The 24011-nt window shown below is 62.8% G+C and carries 19 protein-coding genes and 1 tRNA gene; 7 read left to right on the top strand and 13 right to left on the bottom strand.

Annotated features, from left to right (window positions below):
• Nucleotides 1-19: 19 nt before the first annotated feature.
• Nucleotides 20-541 (top strand): DUF4142 domain-containing protein, encoded by a 522-nt coding sequence (locus QX034_RS10765; RefSeq protein WP_315702598.1) that lies wholly within the window; start codon nucleotides 20-22, stop codon nucleotides 539-541.
• 9 nt (nucleotides 542-550) lie between these two features.
• Entirely contained in the window at nucleotides 551-868 is a 318-nt protein-coding gene (locus QX034_RS10760; protein WP_315702599.1) for a cupredoxin family copper-binding protein, read from the top strand.
• 11 nt (nucleotides 869-879) lie between these two features.
• On the opposite strand, the gene QX034_RS10755 is transcribed toward QX034_RS10760, so the two are convergent.
• From QX034_RS10755 to QX034_RS10730, 6 genes are all read right to left on the bottom strand, one after another.
• Nucleotides 880-2190, bottom strand: a complete 1311-nt coding sequence (locus tag QX034_RS10755; protein WP_315702600.1) for a nitrate/sulfonate/bicarbonate ABC transporter ATP-binding protein — start codon at nucleotides 2188-2190, stop codon at nucleotides 880-882.
• Between the two features lie 14 nt (nucleotides 2191-2204).
• On the bottom strand, nucleotides 2205-3938 hold the full coding sequence (locus QX034_RS10750; protein WP_315702601.1) for an ABC transporter permease subunit: 1734 nt from the start codon (nucleotides 3936-3938) through the stop codon (nucleotides 2205-2207).
• Between the two features lie 304 nt (nucleotides 3939-4242).
• The gene (locus tag QX034_RS10745) at nucleotides 4243-5355 is read right to left on the bottom strand and encodes a CaiB/BaiF CoA-transferase family protein (protein ID WP_316185467.1); all 1113 of its coding nucleotides are present in this window, start codon (nucleotides 5353-5355) and stop codon (nucleotides 4243-4245) included.
• A gap of 294 nt (nucleotides 5356-5649) precedes the next feature.
• Nucleotides 5650-6453, bottom strand: coding sequence for a xanthine dehydrogenase family protein subunit M (locus QX034_RS10740; RefSeq protein ID WP_315702603.1), 804 nt, complete (start codon nucleotides 6451-6453; stop codon nucleotides 5650-5652).
• A 19-nt stretch (nucleotides 6454-6472) separates the two neighbouring features.
• Nucleotides 6473-8818 carry a xanthine dehydrogenase family protein molybdopterin-binding subunit gene (locus QX034_RS10735; RefSeq protein ID WP_315702604.1) on the bottom strand — a complete coding sequence of 782 codons (2346 nt, stop codon included), beginning with the start codon at nucleotides 8816-8818 and terminating at the stop codon, nucleotides 6473-6475.
• A gap of 82 nt (nucleotides 8819-8900) precedes the next feature.
• Nucleotides 8901-9386, bottom strand: a complete 486-nt coding sequence (locus tag QX034_RS10730; RefSeq protein WP_315702605.1) for a (2Fe-2S)-binding protein — start codon at nucleotides 9384-9386, stop codon at nucleotides 8901-8903.
• A 289-nt stretch (nucleotides 9387-9675) separates the two neighbouring features.
• Here QX034_RS10730 and QX034_RS10725 point away from each other — a divergent pair, with 289 nt between their 5' ends.
• From QX034_RS10725 to QX034_RS10710, 4 genes are all read left to right on the top strand, one after another.
• The gene (locus tag QX034_RS10725; protein ID WP_315744138.1) at nucleotides 9676-11715 is read left to right on the top strand and encodes a HAMP domain-containing methyl-accepting chemotaxis protein; all 2040 of its coding nucleotides are present in this window, start codon (nucleotides 9676-9678) and stop codon (nucleotides 11713-11715) included.
• Nucleotides 11716-12084: 369 nt separating this feature from the next.
• Nucleotides 12085-13611: an MFS transporter gene (locus tag QX034_RS10720; RefSeq protein WP_315769387.1), complete on the top strand. Its 1527-nt coding sequence runs from the start codon at nucleotides 12085-12087 to the stop codon at nucleotides 13609-13611.
• Nucleotide 13612: 1 nt separating this feature from the next.
• A complete protein-coding gene (gene otsB, locus QX034_RS10715) occupies nucleotides 13613-14437 on the top strand; it encodes a trehalose-phosphatase (RefSeq protein WP_315744140.1) in 825 nt (274 codons plus the stop codon).
• A 433-nt stretch (nucleotides 14438-14870) separates the two neighbouring features.
• On the top strand, nucleotides 14871-16331 hold the full coding sequence (locus tag QX034_RS10710; protein ID WP_315702609.1) for a trehalose-6-phosphate synthase: 1461 nt from the start codon (nucleotides 14871-14873) through the stop codon (nucleotides 16329-16331).
• A 102-nt stretch (nucleotides 16332-16433) separates the two neighbouring features.
• On the opposite strand, the gene QX034_RS10705 is transcribed toward QX034_RS10710, so the two are convergent.
• Nucleotides 16434-16781: a hypothetical protein gene (locus QX034_RS10705; protein ID WP_315702610.1), complete on the bottom strand. Its 348-nt coding sequence runs from the start codon at nucleotides 16779-16781 to the stop codon at nucleotides 16434-16436.
• Nucleotides 16782-16982: 201 nt separating this feature from the next.
• Here QX034_RS10705 and QX034_RS10700 point away from each other — a divergent pair.
• Nucleotides 16983-17072 (top strand) — tRNA-Ser (locus tag QX034_RS10700).
• Between the two features lie 311 nt (nucleotides 17073-17383).
• Here the strand turns inward: QX034_RS10700 and QX034_RS10695 are convergent.
• The 6 genes from QX034_RS10695 to QX034_RS10670 all read right to left on the bottom strand — a co-directional run bounded on the left by QX034_RS10695 (nucleotide 17384) and on the right by QX034_RS10670 (nucleotide 23588).
• Nucleotides 17384-17932: a hypothetical protein gene (locus QX034_RS10695; protein WP_316195368.1), complete on the bottom strand. Its 549-nt coding sequence runs from the start codon at nucleotides 17930-17932 to the stop codon at nucleotides 17384-17386.
• Between the two features lie 351 nt (nucleotides 17933-18283).
• Nucleotides 18284-18790, bottom strand: a complete 507-nt coding sequence (locus QX034_RS10690; RefSeq protein ID WP_316195366.1) for a hypothetical protein — start codon at nucleotides 18788-18790, stop codon at nucleotides 18284-18286.
• A 243-nt stretch (nucleotides 18791-19033) separates the two neighbouring features.
• A complete protein-coding gene (locus QX034_RS10685; protein WP_316195364.1) occupies nucleotides 19034-19603 on the bottom strand; it encodes a hypothetical protein in 570 nt (189 codons plus the stop codon).
• Between the two features lie 385 nt (nucleotides 19604-19988).
• Entirely contained in the window at nucleotides 19989-20186 is a 198-nt protein-coding gene (locus QX034_RS10680; protein WP_316195362.1) for a helix-turn-helix domain-containing protein, read from the bottom strand.
• Between the two features lie 1059 nt (nucleotides 20187-21245).
• A complete protein-coding gene (locus QX034_RS10675; protein ID WP_316195361.1) occupies nucleotides 21246-22445 on the bottom strand; it encodes a tyrosine-type recombinase/integrase in 1200 nt (399 codons plus the stop codon).
• Between the two features lie 447 nt (nucleotides 22446-22892).
• Nucleotides 22893-23588 (bottom strand): VIT family protein, encoded by a 696-nt coding sequence (locus QX034_RS10670; RefSeq protein WP_315702611.1) that lies wholly within the window; start codon nucleotides 23586-23588, stop codon nucleotides 22893-22895.
• Between the last annotated feature and the right edge of the window lie 423 nt (nucleotides 23589-24011).

The raw sequence follows: 24011 nt of genomic DNA, 5'->3' as shown, positions 1-24011 counted from the left end.
GCTACAGGAGATTGAAGCCATGTTCAACCGTATCGGCGCGGCGGCCGTCGTGATCTGCCTGTCGAGTATCGCGGCGCTCTCGCAAGGCGCCAAGCTCACCGATCCGCAGATCGCCCATATCGCGTACACCGCAGGCGAGATCGACATCAAAGCTGCGAAGCAAGCCTTGGACAAGTCCAGCAACAAGGAGGTGAAGGAGTTCGCGGAAGGCATGGTGCGCGACCACGAAGCCGTCAACAAGCAGGCGCTGGACCTCGTGAAAAAGCTGAAGGTCACCCCGGAAGACAACGACACCAGCCGCACGCTGTCCAAGCAGGCCGGCGAAAAACGCAGCGAGCTCGCCAAGCTTAAGGGCGCGAATTTCGACAAGGCGTATATCGCCAACGAAGTCGCCTTCCACAAGACCGTGAACAACGCGCTTGAAACCCAGCTGATTCCCTCCGCCAGCAATGCCGAGCTGAAGAGCCTATTGCAGACCGGCCTGAAGATCTTTCAAGGCCACGAGCAGCATGCCGAGCATGTCGAAGCCGATCTGAAGTAGGACGGTGCCATGCGGATAGGACGACTTGCCCTGTCGAGCGCGCTCATGCTGGCGGCCGCGAGCGTTCCGGCGCGCGCGGCCACCATCCAGATCTCGATGCAGAATCTCGAGATATCGCCGGCCATGGCCTCGGCCAAGGTCGGCGACACCATTGAATGGATCAACAAGGATGCGCTGGTCCATACCGCCACGGCGCGCAATGGCAATTTCGACGTCGTCCTGCCGCCGAACAAGACGGGGAGCCTGCTGCTGAAGAAGGCAGGGACGGTGGATTACTATTGTCGCTATCATCCCAACATGAAGGCGACTCTGAAAATCGATCGCTGATGTTGTCGGCCTCAGTGCGGGTTCTCCAGGCTGAACGCTTCGGATTGCTCGTCATAGGCGAACAGCTCGGCATAACGTCCCCAGGAGATGATCGTCTCCAACGTCTCGTCGGCATAGTGCTCGGACATGTAGTCCTCAAGCTCGACGCGGAAGCGTGCGGCCGGCGCTGTGTGCGACGGCCGGTCGTCGAGCACGCGCCGGATCAGGCCGATCAGCGGGACGTTCTCGGTCAGATGCTGGGCGAACAGCTTCTTGCGCTCGTCGGTCTCCAGATGCGCGAAGCGCTTGCCGGCTTCGGTCAGCGTCAGGTCGCCTTCGCTGAGCTGGGCGAAGCGCAACAGCTGCAGCGCTTCGGCGAGCGGAAAGATCTCGTCGACCTCGAGCTGCAGATGCCCGGCCAGCACCGGCAGGTCGGCGTGGCCATTATAGGGCTCGCCCGCGAGCGCCTCGATCAGACCCGAGATCGAGTTCGACCCTACGTGGCTGAGCACCATGCCGACGCCCGCACCCGGCGCGCCGTCGATGGTTGGCGCTTTCGGCTCCGGCCGCTGCGTCATACGGGCATAGAGACTGTCGACCAGCTGGCGGAAGGCGGCATCGAGGCGGTTGCGCGGATGGGGCAGATCGACCTTGAACTCGGCGGCGACACGGCCGGGATTCGAGGAGAAGACGAGGATGCGGTCGCACATCAGCACCGCTTCCTCGATGTTGTGCGTCACCATCAAGACCGATTTGATCGGCAGCCTTCCGTCGGTCCAGAGGTCCACGAGGTCGGTGCGCAGCGTCTCGGCGGTCAGCACGTCGAGCGCGGAGAACGGCTCGTCCATCAGCAAGAGGTCGGGATGCACGACCAGTGCGCGGGCGAAGCCGACGCGCTGGCGCATGCCGCCGGACAATTCCTTGGGGTATGCCGATTCGAAACCGTCGAGACCGATGAGGTCGATCGCGGCGAGCGCGCGCTTGCGCCGTTCGGCGCTGTCGATACCGAGGGCCTCGAGTCCGAGTTCGACGTTCTGCAGCACCGTGAGCCAGGGGAACAGCGCGAACGACTGGAACACCATGGCGACCCCATTGGGAGGCCCTGAGATGGTCTCGCCGCGGCATTTGACTTCGCCCGAGGACGGCGAGACCAGGCCCGCGATGATCCGCAACAGCGTCGACTTGCCCGAGCCGGAGCGGCCCAGCAGGCCGACGATCTCACCGGCGCGAATGGTCAGGTCGACCTTCTCCAGCACGACGAGATCCTCGCCGCTGCCTTTGGGAAACAGTCGGCTGACACTCTTGATGTCGATCAGCGAAGCCTGGTTGATCTGGTCGCGCATGAGAGTCCTCCTCCTCAGCCAAGGCGCAGCCGGCGCTCGCCGAACGCGTAGAGCGGCCGCCACAAGAGCCGGTTGAACAAGGTCACCAGGATGCACATCACGGCGATGCCGAGCACGACGCGCGGGAAGTCGCCCTGTTCGGTCGCGGTCGCGATATAGGCGCCGAGCCCCGTTGCCGTCAGATGGGTGTCGCCCCAGCTTGCGACCTCCGCCACGATCGAGGCGTTCCAGGAGCCGCCGGACGCGGTGACGGCGCCGGTGATGTAATAGGGGAAGATGCCGGGCAGGATGACCTTCGTCCACCAGCGCCAACCGCCGAGGTGAAAGCTGGACGCGGCTTCGCGCAGATCGGTCGGGAAGGCGCTGGCGCCCGCGATCACATTGAACAGGATGTACCACTGAGTGCCTAAGATCATCAGCGGGCTCAGCCAGACATTGGCATCGAGCTTGAGGCGCACGATCAGCACCACCACCACCGGAAAAGCGAGGTTGGCCGGAAACGCCGCCAGGAACTGCGCCAGAGGCTGCATGCGTTCGGCGAGTTTGGGCCGGAGCCCGATCCAGACGCCGACCGGTACCCAGATCAGCGAGGCCAGCGCGATCAGCACCACCACGCGGAGCAGGGTGATCAGGCCGTAGCCGATTGATATGGCGACATCCGCAAGGGCCAGCGTTGCCGAGAGATAGGCATAGGTTTTCCAGCCGGCATAGCCGCAGCCGATCACGATCACGGCGAGCCACAGCGCGTCGATCAGCCGCGACGGCTGACTGGTGCGAACCGTCGCATTGAAGGTCGTCGGCCAGTTGATCCGCAGATTGGAAAACGACCGGTTCACGGCGGCGAAGGGGATCGTCAGCGCGCGCAACGCGCGCGTGCGCCGGAAAAGATCGAGCATCCACGAGGTCGGCGGATTGCCTGAGGCCGTTTGCTCGAAGCGGAACTTGTCGGCCCAGGCCACGATGGGCCGGAACAGCAGCTGATCATAGGCAATGATGACCAAGAGCATGGTCAGGATCGCGTAGCCGATCGCGACGAGGTTCTTCTGCGCGATCGCGAGCGCGACATAGGAGCCGATGCCGGGCAGGGTCACCGTGGTGTTGCCGACCGTGATGGCTTCGGAGGCCACCACGAAGAACCAGCCGCCGGACATCGACATCATCGCATTCCAGATCAGGCCCGGCATCGCGAATGGCACGTCGAGGCGCCAGAAGCGCTGCCAGGCGGACAGGTGGAAACTGCGCGTGGCCTCGTCCAGGTCCTTCGGCTCGTTGCGCATCGACTGGTACATGCTGAAGGTCATGTTCCAGGCCTGGCTGGTGAAGATCGCGAACACGCAAGCGGCCTCGGCCCCAAGCACCTTGCCCGGGAACAGGTTCATGAAGAACACGACCGTGAAGGTGAGAAAGCCCAGGATCGGCACCGACTGCAGGATGTCCAGCAGCGGGATCAGCACCATCTCGGCGCGCCGGCTCTTGGCGGCGAGCGCGGCGTAGACGAAGGTGAAGATCAGCGAGCACAGCATCGCGAACAGCATGCGCAGCGTGGTCCGCAGCGCATAGAGCGGCAGGTGCGATGGATCGAGCGACACCGGCGCGGTGTCCAGCGCGGACAGCGGCAGCGTGGTCTGTTCGCCGCCATAGACGATCAGGACCATGGCGCCGATCACGATGATCAACGCGACGATGTCCCAGATATTGGGCCGCACCGCCTCTCGCAACACGGTTGTGTTGATGTCTTGAAGTATCATCGCGCGTGTCTCGTCCCGCCGGTCGTGCTTGTGCGCCGCAGCGACGCCTCCTTCCCACACTATCGCGGGTCGGTTCAAGCGGGCCGATTCGGCAGTCATCCGGACCGCCATGGTAGGCGGGATTTGTGATGGGTTGTTATCGGGGGTGGGCTGGGCGAGCGGTGATGCCGAGTCTGCCGGTCTTGGCGCGATGAAAGCCGAGTTGAGAGGTGTCGTCCCGCCTCCGCGCGCGAAGGCGCGCCGGGCCGGGACGACATCGGAATATTGATCTAGCGTCGGTCGCCGACAGGTCGGAAATGCCGAATCACCGTTCCTCCCGCCACGCGTTCACCACCGCCCCGATGTCGGCCACCTCGGGTTCGCGGATGGTGGACCGGGTGCGCGAAAAGCGCGGGGCAGGCGCGGGCTGGGTGATGCCGTGGCGGTCGACGAACACGCCGCGCGCCGCCATGTGGGCATGCTTGGGCGCTTCCGACATGGTCAGCACCGGGGCGAAGCAGATATCGGTACCTTCCATGATCTGGCACCATTCGTCGCGCGTCTTGCTCTTGAAGATGGCGACGAGCCTCTCGCGCAGGTCCGGCCAAGCGTTCGGGTCCATCTGGGCATCATAGCTGGCGTCGGACAATTCCGCGTGCTGGCGGAGCAGCGCATAGAACTGCGGCTCGATCGAGCCGATCGAGATGAAGTTGCCGCAGGCGCATTCGTAAACGCCGTAGAAATGCGCCCCGCCGTCGAGGAAGTTGCGCTCGCGGCCTTCGGTCCAGCGACCCATTGCGGTGAGGTCGAAGAACATCGACATCAGCGAGGCCGCGCCATCGCACATCGCGGCATCGACCACCTGGCCCTTGCCGGACTTCGAGGCCTCGAGCAGGGCGGCGAGCACGCCGACCACGAGATAGAGCGCGCCGCCGCCGAAATCGCCGACCAGGTTGAGCGGCGGCACCGGCCGCTCCTTGGGGCCGATCGCGGCCAGTGCGCCGGTGATGGAGATGTAGTTGATGTCGTGGCCGGCGGCCTGCGCCAGCGGGCCCTCCTGGCCCCAGCCGGTCATGCGGCCATAGACCAGTTTGGGGTTGCGTGCGAGGACGACGTCTGGACCTAAGCCCAGCCGCTCCATGACGCCGGGACGAAAACCTTCGATCAGCGCGTCGGCGCCGGCGAGCAGGTCCAGCACCTGGGCGACCGCCGCCTTGTCCTTCAGATCGATCTCGACGACCCTGCGTCCGCGACCGGCAACCGACTTCATGGCCTTGCGCGCGCCGACGCGATCGAGCGTGACGACATCGGCACCCATGTCGGCCAGCATCATGCAGGCGAAGGGTCCGGGGCCGATGCCGGCGAACTCGACGATGCGATATCCGGCGAGCGGGCCGGTGGCGCGAACTGATGTCTGCGGTGCGGTCGTGTCGAGCACGTTGTGTTTCCTGCAGTGTCTCAGCGCGTGAGGCGGCGGATCGGACGAAAGCGGCAGCGGCGAGTTACACCCCTCACCGTTGCGGGAGGCTGCAAGTGCGTGGTGGCTGTCTGTCTCGATCAAGCGTCGTCACGCGCGACGTGGCGTTTCCTGATGTCCGATTGTCCCGCGTGAGTGCAACCAAGGCAAGCACCAAGGCAGGCGCGCTGTATCCCGCAAAGCAAAACGGCGCGCATCGCTGCGCGCCGCATGGAATGTCGTGTGCCGTGACGCGGAATCAGCCGCGCCGCGACCTCAGCCCGCAGCCTGCACGGCGCGCTGCGCCATCACCTTCACCAGGTTGGCGCGGTAATCGGCCGAGCCATGGATATCGCTCAGGAGGCCGTCGGGAGAGACGGTGACACCGTCGAGCGCCGACGGGGACCAGTTCGCCTTGAGTGCGGCTTCGATCGCGGCAACGCGCATCACGCCGCTCTGCGAAGCGCCGGTCGCGGCCACCCGCACATCGCCGCCCTTGGTCCTGGTAACGAAGACGCCGGTGAGCGCGAAGCGCGACGCCGGATGACGCAGCTTGGCATAGCCGGCCTTCTCGGGGATAGGGAACGAGACCTCGGTGATGATCTCGCCGTCCTCCAGCGCGGTCGTGAACAGTCCCTGGAAGAAGTCGTCGGCCGCGATCGACCGCTTGTTCGTCTTCACGGTAGCGCCGAGCGAGAGCACGGCCGCCGGGTAGTCCGCCGCCGGGTCGTTGTTGGCGAGCGAGCCGCCGATGGTGCCGCGGTGGCGCACGGCAGGATCGCCGATCAGCGAAGCCAGATAGGCGAGTGCCGCGATCGCCTTCTGCGCCGTGTCGGAGGTTGCGACGTCATAATGCGGCGTCGCCGCCTTGACCGTCAGCGTGTCGGCGGAGGCCTCGATGCCGATCAACTCCTTGATCTTGCCGATGTCGATGACGTCGGACGGGGCGGCAAGACGCTGCTTCATCACAGGAAGCAGCGTGTGCCCGCCGGCCAGGAACTTCGCTTCGCTGCCCTTGGAAGACACTAGGGCGACTGCTTCGTCGATCGAAGAGGGGCGATGATAAGTGGTCTGATACATAGTTGCTCCTCCGTCGTCTTCAGGCGTTGCCGTGGATCGCGTGCCAGACGCGGTCCGGGGTTGCCGGCATTTCGAGCTTGTTGTTGCTGATCGCATCCGTGATGGCATTGATCACTGCCGCCGAGGCCCCGATCGCGCCGGCCTCGCCGCAGCCCTTCACGCCGAGCGGATTGCCCGGGCAGAGCGTGGTGGTGTGGCTCAGCTTGAACGAGGGCACGTCGTCGGCTCGCGGCATCGCGTAGTCCATGAACGATGCCGTGACCGGCTGGCCATTGCCGTCATAGACCGCGTGCTCGAGCAGGGCTTGGCCGATGCCTTGGACGAGGCCGCCATGGACCTGGCCTTCGACGATCATCGGGTTGATGAGCCGCCCGAAATCGTCTGCCGCGACGAAGTTGACGAACGAGGTCTTGCCGGTCTTCGGATCGACCTCGAGCTCGCAGACATAGGACCCGGCCGGGAAGGTGAAGTTGGTCGGATCGTAGAAGGCGCTCTCCTTCAGTCCGGGCTCCATACCGTCGGGAAGGTTGTGCGCGGTATAGGCGGCGAGAGCGACCATCGGCAGCGCCATCGCTTTGTCGGTGCCCGCGACCTTGAACTCGCCGTTCTCGATCACGATGTCGCCTTCGCTCGCCTCGAGTTGATGCGCCGCGATCTTCTTGGCCTTGGCTTCGACCTTCTCCATCGCCTTCAGGATCGCGGTGAGGCCGACGGCCGCAGAGCGCGAGCCGTAGGTGCCCATGCCGAACTGCACCTTGTCAGTGTCGCCATGGACGATCTGCACTTGGCTGATCGGTATGCCGAGCCGGTCGGCGACGAGCTGGCAGAACGTGGTCTCGTGGCCCTGGCCATGGCTGTGGCTTCCGGTGAGGACCTCGATGGTGCCGACGGGGTTGACGCGGATCTCGGCGGATTCCCACAGGCCGACGCCGGCACCGAGGCTGCCGACTGCCTTCGAGGGCGCGATGCCGCAGGCTTCGATGTAGCAGGAGAAGCCGATGCCGCGCAGCTTGCCCTGGGCTTGCGCCTGCGCCTTGCGCGCGGGGAAGCCGGCATAGTCGATCGCCTTCAGTGCCGCGTCGAGCGAGGCATTAAAGTCGCCGGTGTCATAGGCCATGATCACCGGGGTCTGGTGCGGGAACTGCGTGATGAAGTTCTTGCGCCGGAGTTCGGCCGGATCGACCTTCAGCTGCCGTGCGGCCGTCTCCATCATGCGCTCCAGCAGATAGCTGGCTTCCGGGCGGCCCGCACCTCTATAGGCATCGACGGGCGTGGTGTTGGTGTAGACGCCCATCACCTCGGCATAGATCGCCGGGATGTTGTACTGGCCCGACAGCAGGGTGGCGTAGAGATAGGTCGGCACCGAGGAGGAGAACAGCGACATATAGGCGCCGAAATTGGCGTGGGTCTTGACCCGAAGCCCCAGGACCTTGTTGTCTGCGTCGAACGCCATCTCGGCGGTGGAGATGTGGTCGCGGCCATGCGCGTCGGTGAGGAACGCCTCGCTGCGGTCGCCGGTCCATTTGACCGGACGGTTGACCTTCTTGGACGCCCACAGCGTCACGATCTCTTCGGGATAGATGAAGATCTTCGAGCCGAAGCCGCCGCCCACGTCCGGGGCGATCACCCGCAGCTTGTGTTCGGGCGCGACGTTGTAGAACGCCGACAGCACGAGGCGGGCGACATGCGGGTTCTGCGAGGTCGTGTAGAGCGTGAAATGTTCTTCCGCCGCGTCATAATCGGCGATCGCCGCGCGCGGCTCCATCGCGTTCGGCGCCAGGCGGTTGTTGGTGAGCTCGAGCTTGACGACATTGGTGGCCTTCGCAAAGGCCGCGTTGACGGCGGCCTCGTCGCCGATCGACCAGTCGTAGACCACATTGCCCGGCGCTTCCGGATGCAGCTGCGGTGCGCCCGGCTTCAAGGCGGAGGGCATGTCCGGCACCGCCGGCAGCTCCTCGTAATCGACGACGACGGCCTCGGCGGCATCGCGTGCGAGGTTCTTGCTTTCGGCGATCACGACCGCCACCGCCTGGCCGACGAAGCGCACGGTCTCCGGCGCCATCGCCGGCCACGCACCCATCTTCATCGGCGAGCCGTCCTTGGAAGTAACGGCCCAGCCACAGATCAGGTTGCCGATCTTGTCGTCGACAAGCTGCCGGCCCGTCAGCACCGCGACCACGCCCGGCATCGCCTCGGCTGCGGAGGTGTCGATGCTCCTGACCTTGGCATGCGCATGCGGGCTGCGGACGAAATGGGCATAGGTCATGCCCAGCAGCTTGATATCGTCGACGTAGCGGCCCTTGCCGGTGATGAAACGCTTGTCTTCCTTGCGCACAACGCTGGCGCCAATGCCTTCAATGCCCATGCGATCCTCTCCCTGCCGGAGTTCGTTATTCCACCGCTTCCCCATCGAGAGCGGCAGTGTTGATGTCGTGGGGTGGCCCCGCCTATTCGGCGGCCTGAGCCATCTTCATGCGGCCCGCTGCGTCGAGCACGGCTTTGACGATGTTGTGATAGCCGGTGCAGCGGCAGATGTTGCCTTCGAGCTCCTCGCGCACGGTCGCCTCGTCGAGTTCGCCGCCATGGCGGTGCACAATATCGATGGCCGACATGATCATGCCCGGCGTGCAATAGCCGCATTGTAAGCCGTGATTGTCGCGGAAGGCGGCCTGCATCGGATGCAGTTCGTCGCCCTTGGCGATGCCTTCGATGGTGGTCACGTTGCTGCCGGCGGCTTGGCCGGCCAGAACCGTGCAGGATTTCACTGCGCGGCCGTCGATATGGACGACACAGGCGCCGCATTGGCTGGTGTCGCAGCCGACATGGGTCCCGGTCAGGTTCAGGTTCTCGCGCAACAGCTGGACCAGCAGCGTGCGGTCCTCGACCTCCACCGCAACCTGCTTGCCGTTCACCGTCAGTTTGACTGTCGACACGTTGATCCTCCCGCTTGATTTTTACTTATTCCAATTAGAAACAGCGCCTCGTCACTTTGCAACTCGAATTTTTGTCCCGGATGTCATCGCGGCGTCTTGCGTCGAGCAGTACGAGACGGGAGGCGCTCTACCTGCCTATGCCTGAGGCAAGCCGGATCTGGCGGCATACCTTGTATGTAGCCTCCGCAAATTTACCGGCCCTTATCCATTGTGACGTAGTTTTGATCGCGGCTGGGCCGTCCGCCCGGCGTGGCCGCTATTTGCGACGGGTGGAATTGGGGGTTGGAGAATGTCTGCGCGTTCGGCGACAGGGCAGCGGCCTGGAAGTTTTCTGACCCTTCGCTTCCGCGGTAAGATCATTGTCGGATTTGCCCTGGTTCTGGTGATCTCGGCGGCCAGCCTCGGCTTCGCCTATTTCGGGTTCGAGCGGGTTGCCTCGGCCGTTGCTGCGTATCGCGCCAGCGTCGCGGAAGCGGATGCGGCGCGCATCATCGACCGGGAGCTGGTCTCCTATCAGGCGCTCGCCCGCTATTACGCGCTGACCGGCAGCCCGGACGATGAGAGCGCGGCGATGGCGGCACAGGAGCGGCTGCAGGCGGCCGTGGCGAAATCGGCGGCGGCGACGACGGCGCCGGAGCGGCGCGCGCAGCTTTCGCAACTGCAAAGTGAGTTTCAGGTCTTCAGCAAGATCTTTGCCGACATCGTCACCCTGACACGCGAGAACAAGCGGATATCGACCGAGCAATTGACGGTCACGGGCAACAAGATCCGCTACAAGTTCGACGATCTTGCCGATACCGCGGCGCTGGCGGGCCTTCCGAGCATCCAGACCACTGCCAAGGACCTGACCGGCCAGTACCTGACCGCCTCGACGCTGGTCGGTACGTTCACCCCCAAATCCGAGCCGCGTGCGGCGGATGGGGCGATCGCGCGCATCCGCTTCCTGGAGAACTCGCTGGTCACGATCTATGCCAACGACGAAAAGATATCCCAGCGCGTGACCGAGCTCGGCGAGCTCCTGAAGCAGTACCGGACCAGCTTTGCCAAGCTGGCGGAGAACGTCAAGGCGCTCGCGAAGCGCGAGAAGGAGATGGGCGAGGCCGCGGTCACGATCCTCAAACTGTCGAATGGGCTGCGCTCCGACCTGACGGCGGACCAGGAGCGCATCGAGACCGCCACCAACGCGACGATTTCGGACATCGAGCGGCTGATCGCGATGCTCGCGATCGGCGGCCTGGCGCTCTGCGCCGCCCTGGCCTTGATGCTCGGCAACGGCATTTCGCGGCCGATGATCACGATGTGCAAGGCGATGCGCGAACTCGCCTCCGGCAATTTCGACGTCAGGCTTCCCGGGCTCGGGCGCACTGACGAGATCGGCGAGATGGCGGCGGCGGTCGAAGAGTTCAAGGTGCAGGCCATCGCCAAGGCCGAGCGCGATGCCGCGAGCCAGGATGCACAGAACAAGGCGGCCGGTGCGGCACGCCGCGCCGAACTGATCCGCTTTGCCGACGAGTTCGAGACCGCGGTCGGTTCGATCGTCGCCAATGTCTCGGAATCGGCCCATCAGCTTGAATCCGCTGCGGCCACCCTGACCCGTACCGCGGAGACCACGCAAAATCTCGCCGGCCGTGTCGCCGGCAGCTCGGAGCAAGCCACCGGCGGCATCGAATCCGTCGCGACCGCGACCGAGGAACTCTCGACCTCCGTGGCGGAGATCGGGCGCCAGGTGCGCGAATCCAACCGCATCGCCGAATCGGCGGTGGCGCAGGCCGAGGAGACCGATGGTCGCATCGGCAAGCTGTCGACGGCTGCCCAGGAGATCGGCGACGTGGTCAAGCTGATCACGGCGATCGCCGAGCAGACCAATCTGCTCGCGCTCAATGCCACCATCGAAGCGGCGCGGGCGGGCGATGCCGGGCGCGGCTTTGCCGTGGTCGCCTCCGAGGTGAAGTCGCTCGCCAGCCAGACCGCGCGGGCCACCGACGAGATCTCGAACCACATTTCCGGTATGCAGGAGGCGACCAAGGAATCGGTCGCCGCGATCAAGCAGATCGGCGGCACTATCGGCCAGATCTCGACCATCGCCTCGTCCATCGCGAGCGCGGTCGAGCAGCAGGGCACGGCGACCCAGGAGATCGCGCGCAATGTGCAGGGCGTCGCTGCCGGCACGCGTGAAGCGGCCGCCGATATCACAGAGGTCAATCGCGGCGCCACCGAGACCGGTTCAGCCTCGGAAGAAGTGCTGCTCTCGGCGAAATCGCTGTCGTCGCAAAGCGCGCGGCTGCGCGAGGAGCTCAACCGCTTCATGGCGAATATCCGAGCGGCGTAGCGCTGCTGACTGCCACGTTGCTCGCCGCACACACGCTATCATCCCCGCGAAAGCGGGGATCCATGGCCCAGGCAATGGTTTCGATGTAAGCCATCAGCCACCGCGCTCCCTCGATGAATTCCGCAGCACGGATCCTGCCTTTCGCCGGGACGACACGGTTCGTGCGGCCGCTGGCGGGCCTTCAAACAAGTGATCTGCGAACATGGCCCCGCTGCATGCGAATGCGCAGGGATCGTTTCTCGTCTCCTGTCTGCTGGAACCCGTCCCCGAGCACCGCGTTGGAGCATGGCGGCGCGCTGCCGCATTTGCTTCACCGTTACCGTTCATCGTCTCCGAACGGTCGGCTTCCGCGCTCTCGCATGGTCCCGCATGGCTCTTCGGCACGCATTTGCACCCGATGATGGCGCCGCCGCTGTGCCGCAATCCGGGACATCTGCAGCCGAATCCGCAACTGTGCAGCCCGGCGATGACGGCCGCGTCATCGTCACCAACATTCCGGCCCGGCTCGACGATCTCCGCTGGAGCGGCTTCCATACCCGCGTCGTGCTCGCGCTCGGCATCACCTGGGTGCTCGACGGGCTGGAGGTGACGCTGGCGGGCGCGCTGTCCGGGGCGTTGAAGGCGAGCCCGAGCCTGCACTTCTCCAATCTCGACGTCGGCCTTGCCAACAGCGCCTATCTCGCCGGCGCCGTGCTCGGCGCGCTCGGCTTCGGTTGGCTCACAGACCGCATCGGCCGCCGCAAACTGTTCTTCATCACGCTCGCGCTCTATCTCACGGCAACCGCGGCCACCGCGCTGTCCTGGAGCGTGGCGAGCTATGCGCTGTTTCGTTTCCTCACCGGCGCCGGCATCGGCGGCGAATACACCGCGATCAATTCGACGATTCAGGAACTGGTGCCGGCGCGCTATCGCGGCTGGACCGACCTTCTGATCAACGGCAGCTTCTGGCTCGGCGCCGCGATCGGCGCCGGCAGCGCCATCGTGCTGCTCGACCCGGCGATCACCGGCCCCGATCTCGGCTGGCGGATGGCCTATGGCACCGGCGCCTGTCTCGGCCTGATCGTATTGGTGATGCGGATGTGGATTCCGGAGAGCCCGCGCTGGCTGATGATCCACGGCCATCCCGACGAGGCGCGCAGGATCGTCGTCGAGATCGAGCGCGACGTCACCGGTCATGATCGCGAGCAGCGCGCGAAGGAGCTGCCGAACATGAAGCTGCGCATGCGCGGCCACACGCCGCTCGGCGAAGTCGCGCGCACCCTGTTCGTGGCCTATCGCCAGCGCGCGCTGGTCGGGCTGACATTGATGGTGGCGCAGGCCTTCTTCTACAACGCGATCTTCTTCACCTTCGCGCTGGTGCTGACCGACTTCTATGGCATCGAGCCGGATCGCGTCGGCTGGTACATCCTGCCGTTTGCGGCCGGCAATGTGCTCGGGCCGCTGCTGCTCGGCCGGCTTTTCGACACGCTCGGCCGCCGTACCATGATCACATTCACCTATGGTGTCTCCGGCATCCTGCTCGCCCTGACCGGCTATCTGTTCTCGATCGGCGCCTTGAGTGCGCAGACCCAGACCGCGGCCTGGATGGTGATCTTCTTCTTTGCGTCGCCGGCCGCGAGCGCGGCCTATCTCACCGTCTCGGAAAACTTCCCGCTGGAAGTGCGCGCGCTTGCGATCGCCTTCTTCTATGCCGTCGGCACCGGGATCGGCGGCGTGGCGGGGCCGGCGCTGTTCGGCGCGCTGCTCGATTCCGGCTCGCGCATCGCCGTGTTCGGCGGCTATCTGTTCGGCGCTGTGTTGATGGTGGTCGCCGCGGCCGTCGCCTTCCGTTATGCGGTGGCGGCGGAGCGGAAATCGCTGGAAAGCGTGGCGCGCCCGCTGGCCGTCATGGAATGATATGATCATGGCTGACACCACCGATTTCCCGGAGCTGCCATTGCAAGACGATCCTGGCAAGCCAGCCGACACGGCCCGATCAACCCCGACCAGCCTGGTGCCGCGGTTCGACGACATCGCGATCCTGCTCGATATCGACGGCACGCTGCTCGACCTCGCCGCGACGCCGCGCGAGGTCTGGGTGCCGCCGGGCCTTGCGGAGACCTTGAACACGCTGCATCGGCGCACGGCGGGCGCGCTCGCGCTGGTCAGCGGCCGCTCGTTGAACGATATCGATCTGATCTTCGCCCCGCAGGTCTTTCCGGCGGTCGGCGGTCACGGCGCCGAGATGCGGCTTGCGATCGACAGCGAGGCTGATGCGGTGCAGGCGCCGCCGCTGGACAAGGAGCTGAAGCGGCGCCTCGCCGCGATCGCCAAGCTCAGCCCCGGCATTCTGCTCGAAGACAAGGGTTATTCACTGGCGCTGCATTATCGGCTGGCGCCGCAGGCAGAGCAGGCGATCTATGAGTCCGTATCTCAGATACGTGCCGATCTGCCGGAGGCGCCGATCGAGATCCTGCCGGGCAAATGCGTCTGCGAGATCAAGCATGCCGGCTTCACCAAGGCGAGCGGCGTGCGCGAACTGATGACGCATTCGCCGTTCAAGGGTCGCAGGCCGTTATTCATCGGCGACGACGTCACCGACGAGACCGTGTTCGCAATCATGCCGGACTTCGATGGCCTGTCGTTCTCGGTCGGTCGCCCGGCGCGCGGCGTCCATGGTGAGTTCGGCACGCCGCATGATGTCCGGACGTTCCTGGGTGAACTGGCACGTCGCGATTCCTAGACGTCGGCTGGCGGTCGGTGCTGATCTTATTAGAAGAGTGAGGAGCGCAGCGGGAGCCCGGTGTGGAATCCTGCGCCGGTTCCATCGGGAGCTGTGCAGATTCTGCGGCGAACACGCGACCGACTTTCAATTGCTTTGAATCGCTCTTGAATTTGCCTCTGCTTCGATAACACCCCGCCACCGCCTGAATTTGGTTTCATTTGGTTGAAAGGGTGTCGAGGAACCATATTGATGAACGCCTGTTAACCAAGGCTACGCTTCCGAGGCTCGCATGACCATCGCGCTATGCCCGTTTGCGGACTTCGGACGTGAATGGCACTGGCAGACCAAGGATCTGGTGCAGCCTTGACTATGGAGTTCCATTGACTTGCCGACGTGGACAGATCGGAACTTCATTTCGCCGCACTGGACCGTGGACAACAGGAGGGGACCTGTGAACCTCGTCGTGGTTTCGAATCGGGTGGCACGTGGCAAAGCCAACGAGCCGATGACTGGCGGACTGGCAGCAGCGTTGCTGCCGGTAGTCGAGAAATCCGGTGCTATCTGGGTCGGTTCTTCGGGACGCGTGCGCGACGGGGCGCAATTGGAACCGATTGTGGAGATCGAGCCGCTGGGCGCGGGCGCGTTGGCTCTACTGGATCTGCCCGCCGCACATTATGCCGGCTATTACGAAGGCTTCGCCAATTCCGCGCTATGGCCGGCGCTGCATTCGCGCAGCGACCTGATCCGCGTGTCCCACGACGATTACGAGTCCTATCGCGAGGTCAACGCCTTCGTCGCGCGCTCCCTGCTGCGCTTCCATAAGCCCGATACCGCGTTCTGGATCCAGGACTATCACTTCCTGTCGCTCGGCGCCGAGCTGCGCGTGCTCGGCGTGAAGAGCCCGATCGGCTTCTTCCTGCACACGCCGTGGCCGGCGCGCAGCGTCGTCGACGGCGTGCCGCACCATGCCGAGCTGCTGGAGGCGATGCTCGCTTATGACCTGATCGGGTTCCAGACCCAAGACGATTGCGAGAATTTCATCGCCTGCATCCGCTCACATCTCGGCCTGAAGGTGAAGAGCGGCGTGGTGCAGTCACGCCATGGCCGGACGCGCCTCGCCGTGTTCCCGATCGGCATCGATGCCGACAAATTCGCGCAGGCCGCCGCCAAGGCGGTGTCGCACCCGGATGTCTCGCGGTTGCGCCGCAGCCTGCAGGGCGAGAAGCTGGCGATCGGCGTCGATCGGCTCGATTATTCCAAGGGCCTCGTCAACCGCATCGGCGCATTCGATCGGATGTGGAGCCTGCATCCGAACCTGTTGCGCTCGGTGTCGCTGTTGCAGATCGCGACGCCCTCGCGCGAATCGATCGAGGCCTACGGCCAGCTGCAGAACGAAGTCGCGCGACTCGTCAGCGAGGTCAATGGCCGCCATGGCGAGGTCGACTGGACCCCGATCCGCTATCTCAACAAGGGCTATGGCCAGAGCGTGCTGGCGGGGCTGTATCGCACGGCCCGGGTCGGCGTCGTGACGCCGCTCTATGACGGCATGAACCTGGTCGCCAAGGAATATGTCGCGGCGCAAAGCCCGAACGACCCGGGCGTGCTGGTGCTGTCGCAGTTCGCCGGCGCCGCCAATGAGCTCGACGCCGCGCTCCTGGTCAATCCGCACGACATCGACGACATGGCGCGGACCATCGCAAAGGCGCTCGCAATGCCGCTCGCCGAGCGCTGTGCGCGCTACGAAGCGATGATGACGAAGCTGCATCGGCACTCGATCCAGCAATGGCTCGCGGATTTTCTCGGTGCGCTGCAGGCCACCGATGTCGAGCAGGCCGAGATCGAGCCGCTGCCGGCCACGCCGCCCGGTTTCTGGGCGCGGCGGGCGTCGTCCTCGGGCGCGCGCTATCACTGAGTTGGACTGTCATGGCGAGCAGGCGCGGACGCGCCGCCTCCGGACGATGCTTCGCATCGCCGGGAGAACCATGAGGCTCCATCGTCTTTCGCTCGATGGCAGTCAATTGCAGTACGACACGCCGTCCAGCACGGCGCAGCGCAGCTTGTTCGGCGCGCTCGGGTTTTCCATCGGCACCATGCCCTTGCCCTGGCCGACGAACACGCCCGGCCCGACCACCACCGACGCCTTGTTGCCGACGATGACGCTGTCGTGCCCTTTCAGCCGGGAGTGGGTGCCGTCCGGCCACAGGATGGCGTCGCCCTGCCAGATGCCTTTGCGGCCATCGTTGCAGGTCACGTCCACCCCCTGCCGGGTGCATTGGTCGGCGCGGGCTGTGGTCAGCCCGGCCGACAGGCTCAGCAGCAGCACGGCCAAGGTGAGGGGGCGGAACGGGTGGGCAGTGGTCATCCGTTGATCTCCGGGCGTGAGGGGGCGTCATCAATGGTCTCGCCGGGCCGATTCGGGGTTCATCCCCCCTTTGAAATCGCCTCCGCCCTTGGGCGCTGCCCCCGGAATGGCTCGATTCACCAAAGGTTTGCCGATTTTTTTGCCGGCAGACCCGCTTGATGGCTTGCAAAAGGCCGTGCGCCCCGCCAAGAGAGGGCGCCCGGAGAGATGGCCGAGTGGCTTAAGGCGCACGCTTGGAAAGCGTGTGTGCGGGAAACCGTACCGTGGGTTCGAATCCCACTCTCTCCGCCATGACGATCAATCAACTATTTGATTTTTATGTATTTTTGTGAGTCGTGAGCTGGTCGGTCCCCATCTTGGTCCCCAGATTAGGCCCGTTTCTCGCGTTGCAGACTGACCACGAATTCGCCCGCGATTGAACTTTGAGCTTACTTGGCTCTAAGGTGCGAGCAACGCGGATCAGCTCCGAACTCTCCCGCCGTGGTGCGATTGCCTCTGCCGCCTATCGTCCGTGCTTGAATGCATTCCGAATTCCCCTTTGGCGCTCCCGGCGATGCGCCACCGTGCATTCGGCATTTACCGCTTGCCATGCCCGACGAAGGCTAGTGCTTTATCGGGTCGATGCGTTTCGACAGCAAAAAGTCGATCCCTTCTTGAGGAAAACCGAGCGCCTTGGCCTGCGCCACCAGTGCCGCATCTAGCTCCTCGTCCGTCATTCGTGCGAACTGTCCAGGTTCGCCGATTTCGTGCCGATCGATAAACATGCCTAGATGCTTGCCGAGCAATTCGAGTGCCCTATTGGCGCCCGCAGCATCTACCTTGCCGGTGAACTCGCCAGTGTGCTTACCGTTTGCGTCCCGCACCGGTGTGCCGCGTAAACACCTCTCGGCATTCCACATTAGGCGCTCGATTACCCATTCCTTCGTCAGTCCAACTTTCCGAACCGCCAATTCGCTGGATTTGCGCTCGACGTCGATGCGCTCGGCAATGATCTCCTGCATCCGCGCGCGGACGTCAGCGCGCTTGAAGAATCGGCTCGCATTCGCTGGTTTATAGGTAAACCCGGCTTCGGTGTACGCCTGCTGTTGTGTCTTTCCTGCAGCAAAGGCCTGAGCTGCGGCCTCGTGTTTTGGGTTCGGCAAAATAGGCATGGCAGTGCGGAACCCTAATCGATTAATATCACGTACTCATCCGAATCGAATGCAATCGCGCATTCGCGCAAAATGGTCACGCGACCGGAGAGCCTTCGCAGTTTTAAGGATGGCGCGGCGCCGGATCGCCGCCCATCACTTCCTAGCGTTAGCTACATAGCCCACCAATCCGCCGACGCTCGTCGCCAAAATTACGGCGAAAGCGATGGATTCGAAAGTGTCCATCCCGACTCGGTGGCCCAGTATCCACGCAGCAAATCCTAAGCCGACGCAGGATAGAAACACGTCAGTTCGCGAAGAAAGCGGTCTAGCCAACCAATTCATGCGCGCTGTTCCTCAATCCGCTGCTTGTTAGTGCCGATAAACGTACCCGCCAAGGTAAAGGAGCCCGCAGATTGCGCCGAAAATCGATATCATTCCTACGGCCTCCCAGGCATTCTTTGAAGCATTGTCTTCGCTGGGATTGAAAAGAGCTTGGATCAGGAAGAATCCCATCAAGATAGCTCCGGCGGTGCCGAAGATGTCAGACAACGTTAAGCTTGCGATCGGCGTCTTCGTGATGTCCTTCGGCCAATAGATGTAGAGCGCCAAAAAAAGCGCCGCATAAGTGACAACCCGACCGAAGACACCGATCGGGCGAAGCCATCTTCGATCTATTTTATCGATCTCTGCTTTTGCCCTCGCGGCTTGACCGATCCGCTCTAATTCTTGCAGCGCGGACAGTTCCGCTTCCTCCTTCGGGAGCGGAGGCGGCTTGAGCTTGAGAGGACTGGCCCGCCGCCCACTATGCTGTGAACCCAGCACAACCAATACCAGTATCCCCGATCCGATCAGTACGACGCCCACAGTCTCGATCATTGGTCACGCTTCCGCGCAAGAGAAAAGCGCCTGATTGCGCAGGCTTTGCCGTCCCGCCATCTCCAGGTGTGAGAGAAATCTTGCAAAGCTTATGCTCCGTAGCGATAGCAGGCGAGTCCGGGCACCGGACCCTCAAGTCAATTTTTGCATTTCGAGCGGGTTTGTAAATGCGCCGCTTCCCCATTTTTCCCATTTCGATGATTTTGGGATGGCTCGCCTCTCTCAACAACTGTCATTGAAAGGCTAAGCCTCTTCTGAAGGTGTAATACTGATGGTGTAATCACTAAGGTGTATGTTCGCCATAGGTGGCGTTTCTTGATACGCCCCCCGTGGCGTTTCCAGACGTGTCAGCGGTGGCGTTACTTGAGATTTGAGATACGCCGCGGGTGGCGTTTCCTGGCGGGCTTTTGTCGCTTTTGTTTGCCTCTCAGTGCGCTTTTCTTTGAGAATTGTCTGGTGGTCTGTCACGGCGTTAATGCGGTCCCCAAGCGTCCAATAAATGTTGGCCGACTTGGTGCGCCGCCAATCGATCCAGCCCGCATCCCTCAGGCTTCCGCGGGCTCTGAGCACCCATCGCTTGGGAATGCAAGTTTTGTCGCTGATGGTGTCGTCGGACAGCATGGCGCAGCCGGTCCGGGCGTTGACATGTTGCACGATGCAGAATCCAACTTCAAAGGCTCTGGCGTCGAGGCCCGGGTCCGCACTGAGCGCAGTCATCCAGTCCAGCTTAGCACCGGTGTAGGTGCGCTGATCCGCCTCCGCGGCGAATGTTTTCTGGTGTTCCCTCCGTGGGCTTTCAGGAGGTCTGCGCATGACGCGCCCCCCCATGGCCCGGAAAGCCGTCCGTAATCGTTCGCGACGCTGATCGCGATTTGGCCGTTGGTAGGATCGAAGTCGAGCCAGAGAAGCTCTGCGGGCCGATAATCGGCCATGCGCCGGTCATCGGTCGTGCTCCGAATTCAAGAGCCCGGCGTTGGCAGCAATTGTTTTTGCGAGCGAAAGGGAAACCCTGCAGCGACGGGCCACCCACCGGACCAGACGATCAGTGACGCTGCAATCCTGTGCGGCAAGCCAGTCGAATAGGTCGGGATACTGGCAACGCTGGGCCTTACGGTGTAGAGTTCTCATTGTCGGAAATCCTTATCTGGAAGTTTTGACAATTGCCTCGGATGCGGTCGCAACACCGCGCCGGGGCTTCTCATTTCGAGGATCGCTTAGGTTCAATAGCCGGATGGCCCTCGACCCAACGTCGCAAATCCTCGGGCAAGATAAGCGTTTTGCGGCCGCGCTTTCGCGCTGTCAGCTCGCCATCGCGAATTGCTGCATAAATTGCGGTTCTGCCCGCGCGGGCCACGGAGCACGCCTCGGCGATGCTGTAAGCAAGTGGGGAGTTCATGTTGATTCTCGCCGTCAAAGGCCGGGCTAGTCCCGGCGACTGAGCCCACGTGTGTGCGGGCAATGGCGATTTCTAGCCGGAATGAATGCGGACCTACATCACGCACAATTCGCTGACAATGCTAGGTCGGCTTGACCTGCCTGCGAGGATTCCGCTGCCGAGGCCGCTTTCCTAGTCGTATATTTCCGTGCTCATTGATCAGTTCCGTAACGCCGCCGGTTCTCGCGCCAACTAATTCGAAGCACCGATGTACAAATCTAGAAAACGGCCCTCGAATTTCTTGGTTGTAGTTCGCTGTGGGCGGCGGTGATTTACCGGTTGTTGTTGCGTAGGTAAGCGCAAGCCAACGCACGAATTCCCTTTCAGCTTTTTGCCGTGGCGCTCCTCTTTTTATCTGAGCGGGTGCCCTGAGTAGCGGTTCGTATGATAATGAGCGTCGACCGTTTGGTCGTTTACGGGCCTTCACTACAGTTCCGCCATAGCTCAGAATCCCGATCATTCTCCGAAGGGCGTGCCGACGCGTTCCCGCTGAAATAATTTCGGCTGTAGTTGGAATATTTACGGCTCGCGGCGTGCAGCGTTTGAGCCAAGTCGAAACGTCGTTCGACATCGAGTCAAGAGCTCGCGCGAGATTGTGTGCGGCTTTGTCGTTGCCACGTTCGGCACGTGTAGTCAGTTGGTACAGACGCTTTATTTGTGCGCTCAAATCCGCAAGATTCAGCCGATTCTTTTCCTCGACGAAAAGGCGCACATCTGTTCGGACGCTTTGAGCGAAGCGGTCAAGATCGGCATCTGGTGACAATTTTGCCGTGTGGGCAAGCTCGCGTATGGTGGAAGCGTCGAAAACTCGTTCGATATCACTGAACTGTATCAGTGATTTGCCTAGGCGATATGCCTTATTGTCGGTTCTCACGCCACCGCAACCATCCACCGCCGAAGCAAAGCTGCGCGCGGGGCGAGCCGGACGGCGGTGATGGATGTCCGGCGACGGTTGGCCGACCGGCCCCGCGCTCTCAAGAACTAATAGGATTGGCCCGTTTGTGCAAATGGCGTCCCTATTTAGCCTCCGACTGTTTTTCGTTTGCCGATTTGCACAACATTTCCTGCGGCCTTTGGCTCGCAGAATGCCGCCCAAGCCTCCATCATCTTGCGGCGTTTCTCCAGCGCGTCGCTTCGCCGGTAAGCCTGTTCCGCTTTGTCGCCAATGACATGTGCCAAGGCGGTTTCCGTAATCTCGCGAGGGAAATTCGAGATGTTGCCCGCCCAATCCCGAAAGCTGGAGCGGAAACCGTGGACAGTGGCATTCTCAATTTTCATGCGGCGCAACACCATTTCCATCGCCATGTTCGAAAGCGGCTTATTGCGTGCTTGTCCGGCAAATACGAAATCACCGCTTCTGAGTTGTTCAAGCTGCCGAAGGATTGCGACTGCCCGTGAGGACAAGGGGACGCGATGCTCCCGGCCGGCTTTCATCCGTTCGGCAGGCACCGTCCAAATTTTCCTGTCGAGGTCAATTTCAGGCCAGCGCATGCCGAGAATTTCCCCGGAACGTGCCGCGGTGAGAATGCAAAGCTCCAGCGCGAGCGCGGAACTGGCTTCCCGCTCTCGCAGTTTCGTTATGAAGCCCGCGACTTCCTCATAGGGCATCGCGGCATGATGCCCTCTAGCCAGCTTCATGGAGCGCGGCAACAGGTGATCCAGATGGCCGCGCCACCGCGCGGGGTTCTCGCCTACACGGAAGCCCTTGGCCTTGGCAGCGTCCAGAACCTTTTCGATCCGCCCCCGCACCCGTGACGCGGTTTCGGCCTTCGTAGTCCAGATCGGCCTGAGCACCGCCAGCACGTCGTCTGTGGCGATAGTGTCCACCGGCTTCGCGCGCAGCGGAGCGGCGTAGGTCTCCAGCGTTGATTTCCATTGCGCTATGTGCTTCTCGTTCCGAAAGCCGGCCGAAAGCGTTTCCCTCACGTCGTCGGCCATCTCGCCGAAGGTCGGGATGCCGCCGTCCCGCTTGCGCTCCTCGATTGGGTTGAGCCCCTGAGCAATCTTCCGCCGCGCGCTGGCGGCCTTCTCGCGGGCATCGGTGAGGGGGACGCTCGCTGCGCTGCCTAAACCCATTTCCTTAGCCCGACCGCGCCAGGTGAACCGCAGAACCCATTTGCGAGCCCCTGTCTCCGAAACGATCAAATAGAGGTTTCCGCCGTCGCTGTATTTGCCCGGCTTGGCGGTTTCGACTTTGCGCGCCGTGAGCTTGCTGGCCATGTTCGCCCCCTCAGTCCGGTCCCCAAGTCAGTCCCCAAAAATAGCACGGCTCGGGGCGATTTGGTAGGAACAATAGCGGACGTGAGTGAAAGAAGAAGCTGTATTTAAAGGCGATATGGAGTCAGCAGCGGTTGTCGGCGAACGTGGAAAATCATGAGTTCGTCGGACACTCTCTCCGCCATCTGACATTGAAAAATATTGCAAATTTCGCTTTTCGGTCCCCGGGCTGGACGTGTCGGGAGCCGAGTGTGACATTCTGAAATTCGGTCGGGAGCCGAGCTTGCCCTTCGCGCCAACGAGATGGCCGCATAGAACCATTGGTTGGTCCAGGTCGAACTCCGTGTGTGTCGCAGAATTGGCTATTGCGGCGAGCGAATCGAACAACCTGCGCGATCAGAGTGCTGGCAGCCGGAGCTATCCAATAGCCGCTCGGTCGATGTGGGCCGATCAGATGGCCTTGCCAAACATTGCGCCGATACCAGCGGTTAGACCCATTGCAAATGCGCCCCAGAACGTCACCCGCAGCGTCGGTTTGAGCAAACCTGCGCCACCGGCCTTTGCACCGATAGCACCAAGAACCGCAAGGAACATCAGCGAGCCCACCGAAACGACGGGAATGAGTGCGTTCACTGGCGAGGCCGTGACCAGGAGCAGAGGCGCCGCGGCCCCCACCGAAAACGTGCTGGCGGAGGCAAGCGCGGCCTGAATGGGGCGCGCCGTCGTGATCGCCGAAATCCCGAGTTCGTCCCGCGCATGCGCGCCCAGCGCATCTTTTGCCATCAACTGCTTCGCAACTTCCCGCGCAAGATCGATCTCGAGTCCGCGCGAGACGTAAATCTGCGCGAGTTCCTCCATCTCGAAGGCTTGATCGGTCGAAAGCTCCCGGGTTTCCCGCGCGATGTCGGCGTGCTCCGTATCCAATTGCGAACTCACCGATACGTATTCGCCGGCGGCCATCGACATCGCGCCGGCGACCAGGCCGGCGATCCCCGTCAGCAGTATGTCGCTTCGCGAAGCAGCGGCCGATGCGACGCCCAACACCAAACTGGCCGTTGAGATGATTCCATCGTTCGCGCCGAGAACCGCGGCTCTGAGCCAGCCAATGCGTTCGACGGCGTGACTCTCCAAGTGCAGGCGGCTCATTATGTCGCTCCCGGAAGACGAGCAGAAGGTATTAGGCGTCCATTTCGCGCGGGTGCTGATAGTTGCGAAAAATGATTAGCATCGCAGTACATGTTCTTGTTGATAAGGATCAAGCCCCCGCCGCTAGCCCGCTGCTGATCGGTGTGCTGAAGCGGGGTGTTGCCGAGCCGCAAGAGTTGCGAAAGCCGGGAGTGAGCGCGGCTCACCCGGTTCTTGATTGTTCCGACGGCGCGGTGGCAAACGTTTGCGGCTTCTTGAAGAATATCCAGACGCGGCAGCCGCCTTCGATGTGCGGAACGAGAAGCCTTTGATCCTCATCAAAGTTCACTCATCGTCAGCCGATATCCTTCGTAATTAGTCGCTTCTTGTCGTAGCGAACATTGGTCCGATGCACTCGGGAGAATGCGCGTACTCGCCCGAGCA

This window comes from Bradyrhizobium sp. SZCCHNR3119 (assembly GCF_032487775.1).
GTDB lineage: Bacteria > Pseudomonadota > Alphaproteobacteria > Rhizobiales > Xanthobacteraceae > Bradyrhizobium.
The sequence above is the reverse complement of the archived record's forward strand: the minus strand, read 5'-3'. Positions and strand labels throughout refer to the sequence as shown.

Bases quoted from the DNA above. Each gene is read 5' to 3' on its own strand.
- QX034_RS10765 (WP_315702598.1), top strand. From the start codon at position 20: ATGTTCAACCGTATCGGCGCGGCGGCCGTCGTGATCTGCCTGTCGAGT.
- QX034_RS10760 (WP_315702599.1), top strand. From the start codon at position 551: ATGCGGATAGGACGACTTGCCCTGTCGAGCGCGCTCATGCTGGCGGCC.
- QX034_RS10755 (WP_315702600.1), bottom strand. From the start codon at position 2,190: ATGCGCGACCAGATCAACCAGGCTTCGCTGATCGACATCAAGAGTGTC.
- QX034_RS10750 (WP_315702601.1), bottom strand. From the start codon at position 3,938: ATGATACTTCAAGACATCAACACAACCGTGTTGCGAGAGGCGGTGCGG.
- QX034_RS10740 (WP_315702603.1), bottom strand. From the start codon at position 6,453: ATGTATCAGACCACTTATCATCGCCCCTCTTCGATCGACGAAGCAGTC.
- QX034_RS10735 (WP_315702604.1), bottom strand. From the start codon at position 8,818: ATGGGCATTGAAGGCATTGGCGCCAGCGTTGTGCGCAAGGAAGACAAG.
- QX034_RS10725 (WP_315744138.1), top strand. From the start codon at position 9,676: ATGTCTGCGCGTTCGGCGACAGGGCAGCGGCCTGGAAGTTTTCTGACC.
- QX034_RS10720 (WP_315769387.1), top strand. From the start codon at position 12,085: ATGGCTCTTCGGCACGCATTTGCACCCGATGATGGCGCCGCCGCTGTG.
- otsB (WP_315744140.1), top strand. From the start codon at position 13,613: ATGATCATGGCTGACACCACCGATTTCCCGGAGCTGCCATTGCAAGAC.
- QX034_RS10705 (WP_315702610.1), bottom strand. From the start codon at position 16,781: ATGACCACTGCCCACCCGTTCCGCCCCCTCACCTTGGCCGTGCTGCTG.
- QX034_RS10695 (WP_316195368.1), bottom strand. From the start codon at position 17,932: ATGCCTATTTTGCCGAACCCAAAACACGAGGCCGCAGCTCAGGCCTTT.
- QX034_RS10690 (WP_316195366.1), bottom strand. From the start codon at position 18,790: ATGATCGAGACTGTGGGCGTCGTACTGATCGGATCGGGGATACTGGTA.
- QX034_RS10685 (WP_316195364.1), bottom strand. From the start codon at position 19,603: ATGCGCAGACCTCCTGAAAGCCCACGGAGGGAACACCAGAAAACATTC.
- QX034_RS10680 (WP_316195362.1), bottom strand. From the start codon at position 20,186: ATGAACTCCCCACTTGCTTACAGCATCGCCGAGGCGTGCTCCGTGGCC.
- QX034_RS10675 (WP_316195361.1), bottom strand. From the start codon at position 22,445: ATGGCCAGCAAGCTCACGGCGCGCAAAGTCGAAACCGCCAAGCCGGGC.
- QX034_RS10670 (WP_315702611.1), bottom strand. From the start codon at position 23,588: ATGAGCCGCCTGCACTTGGAGAGTCACGCCGTCGAACGCATTGGCTGG.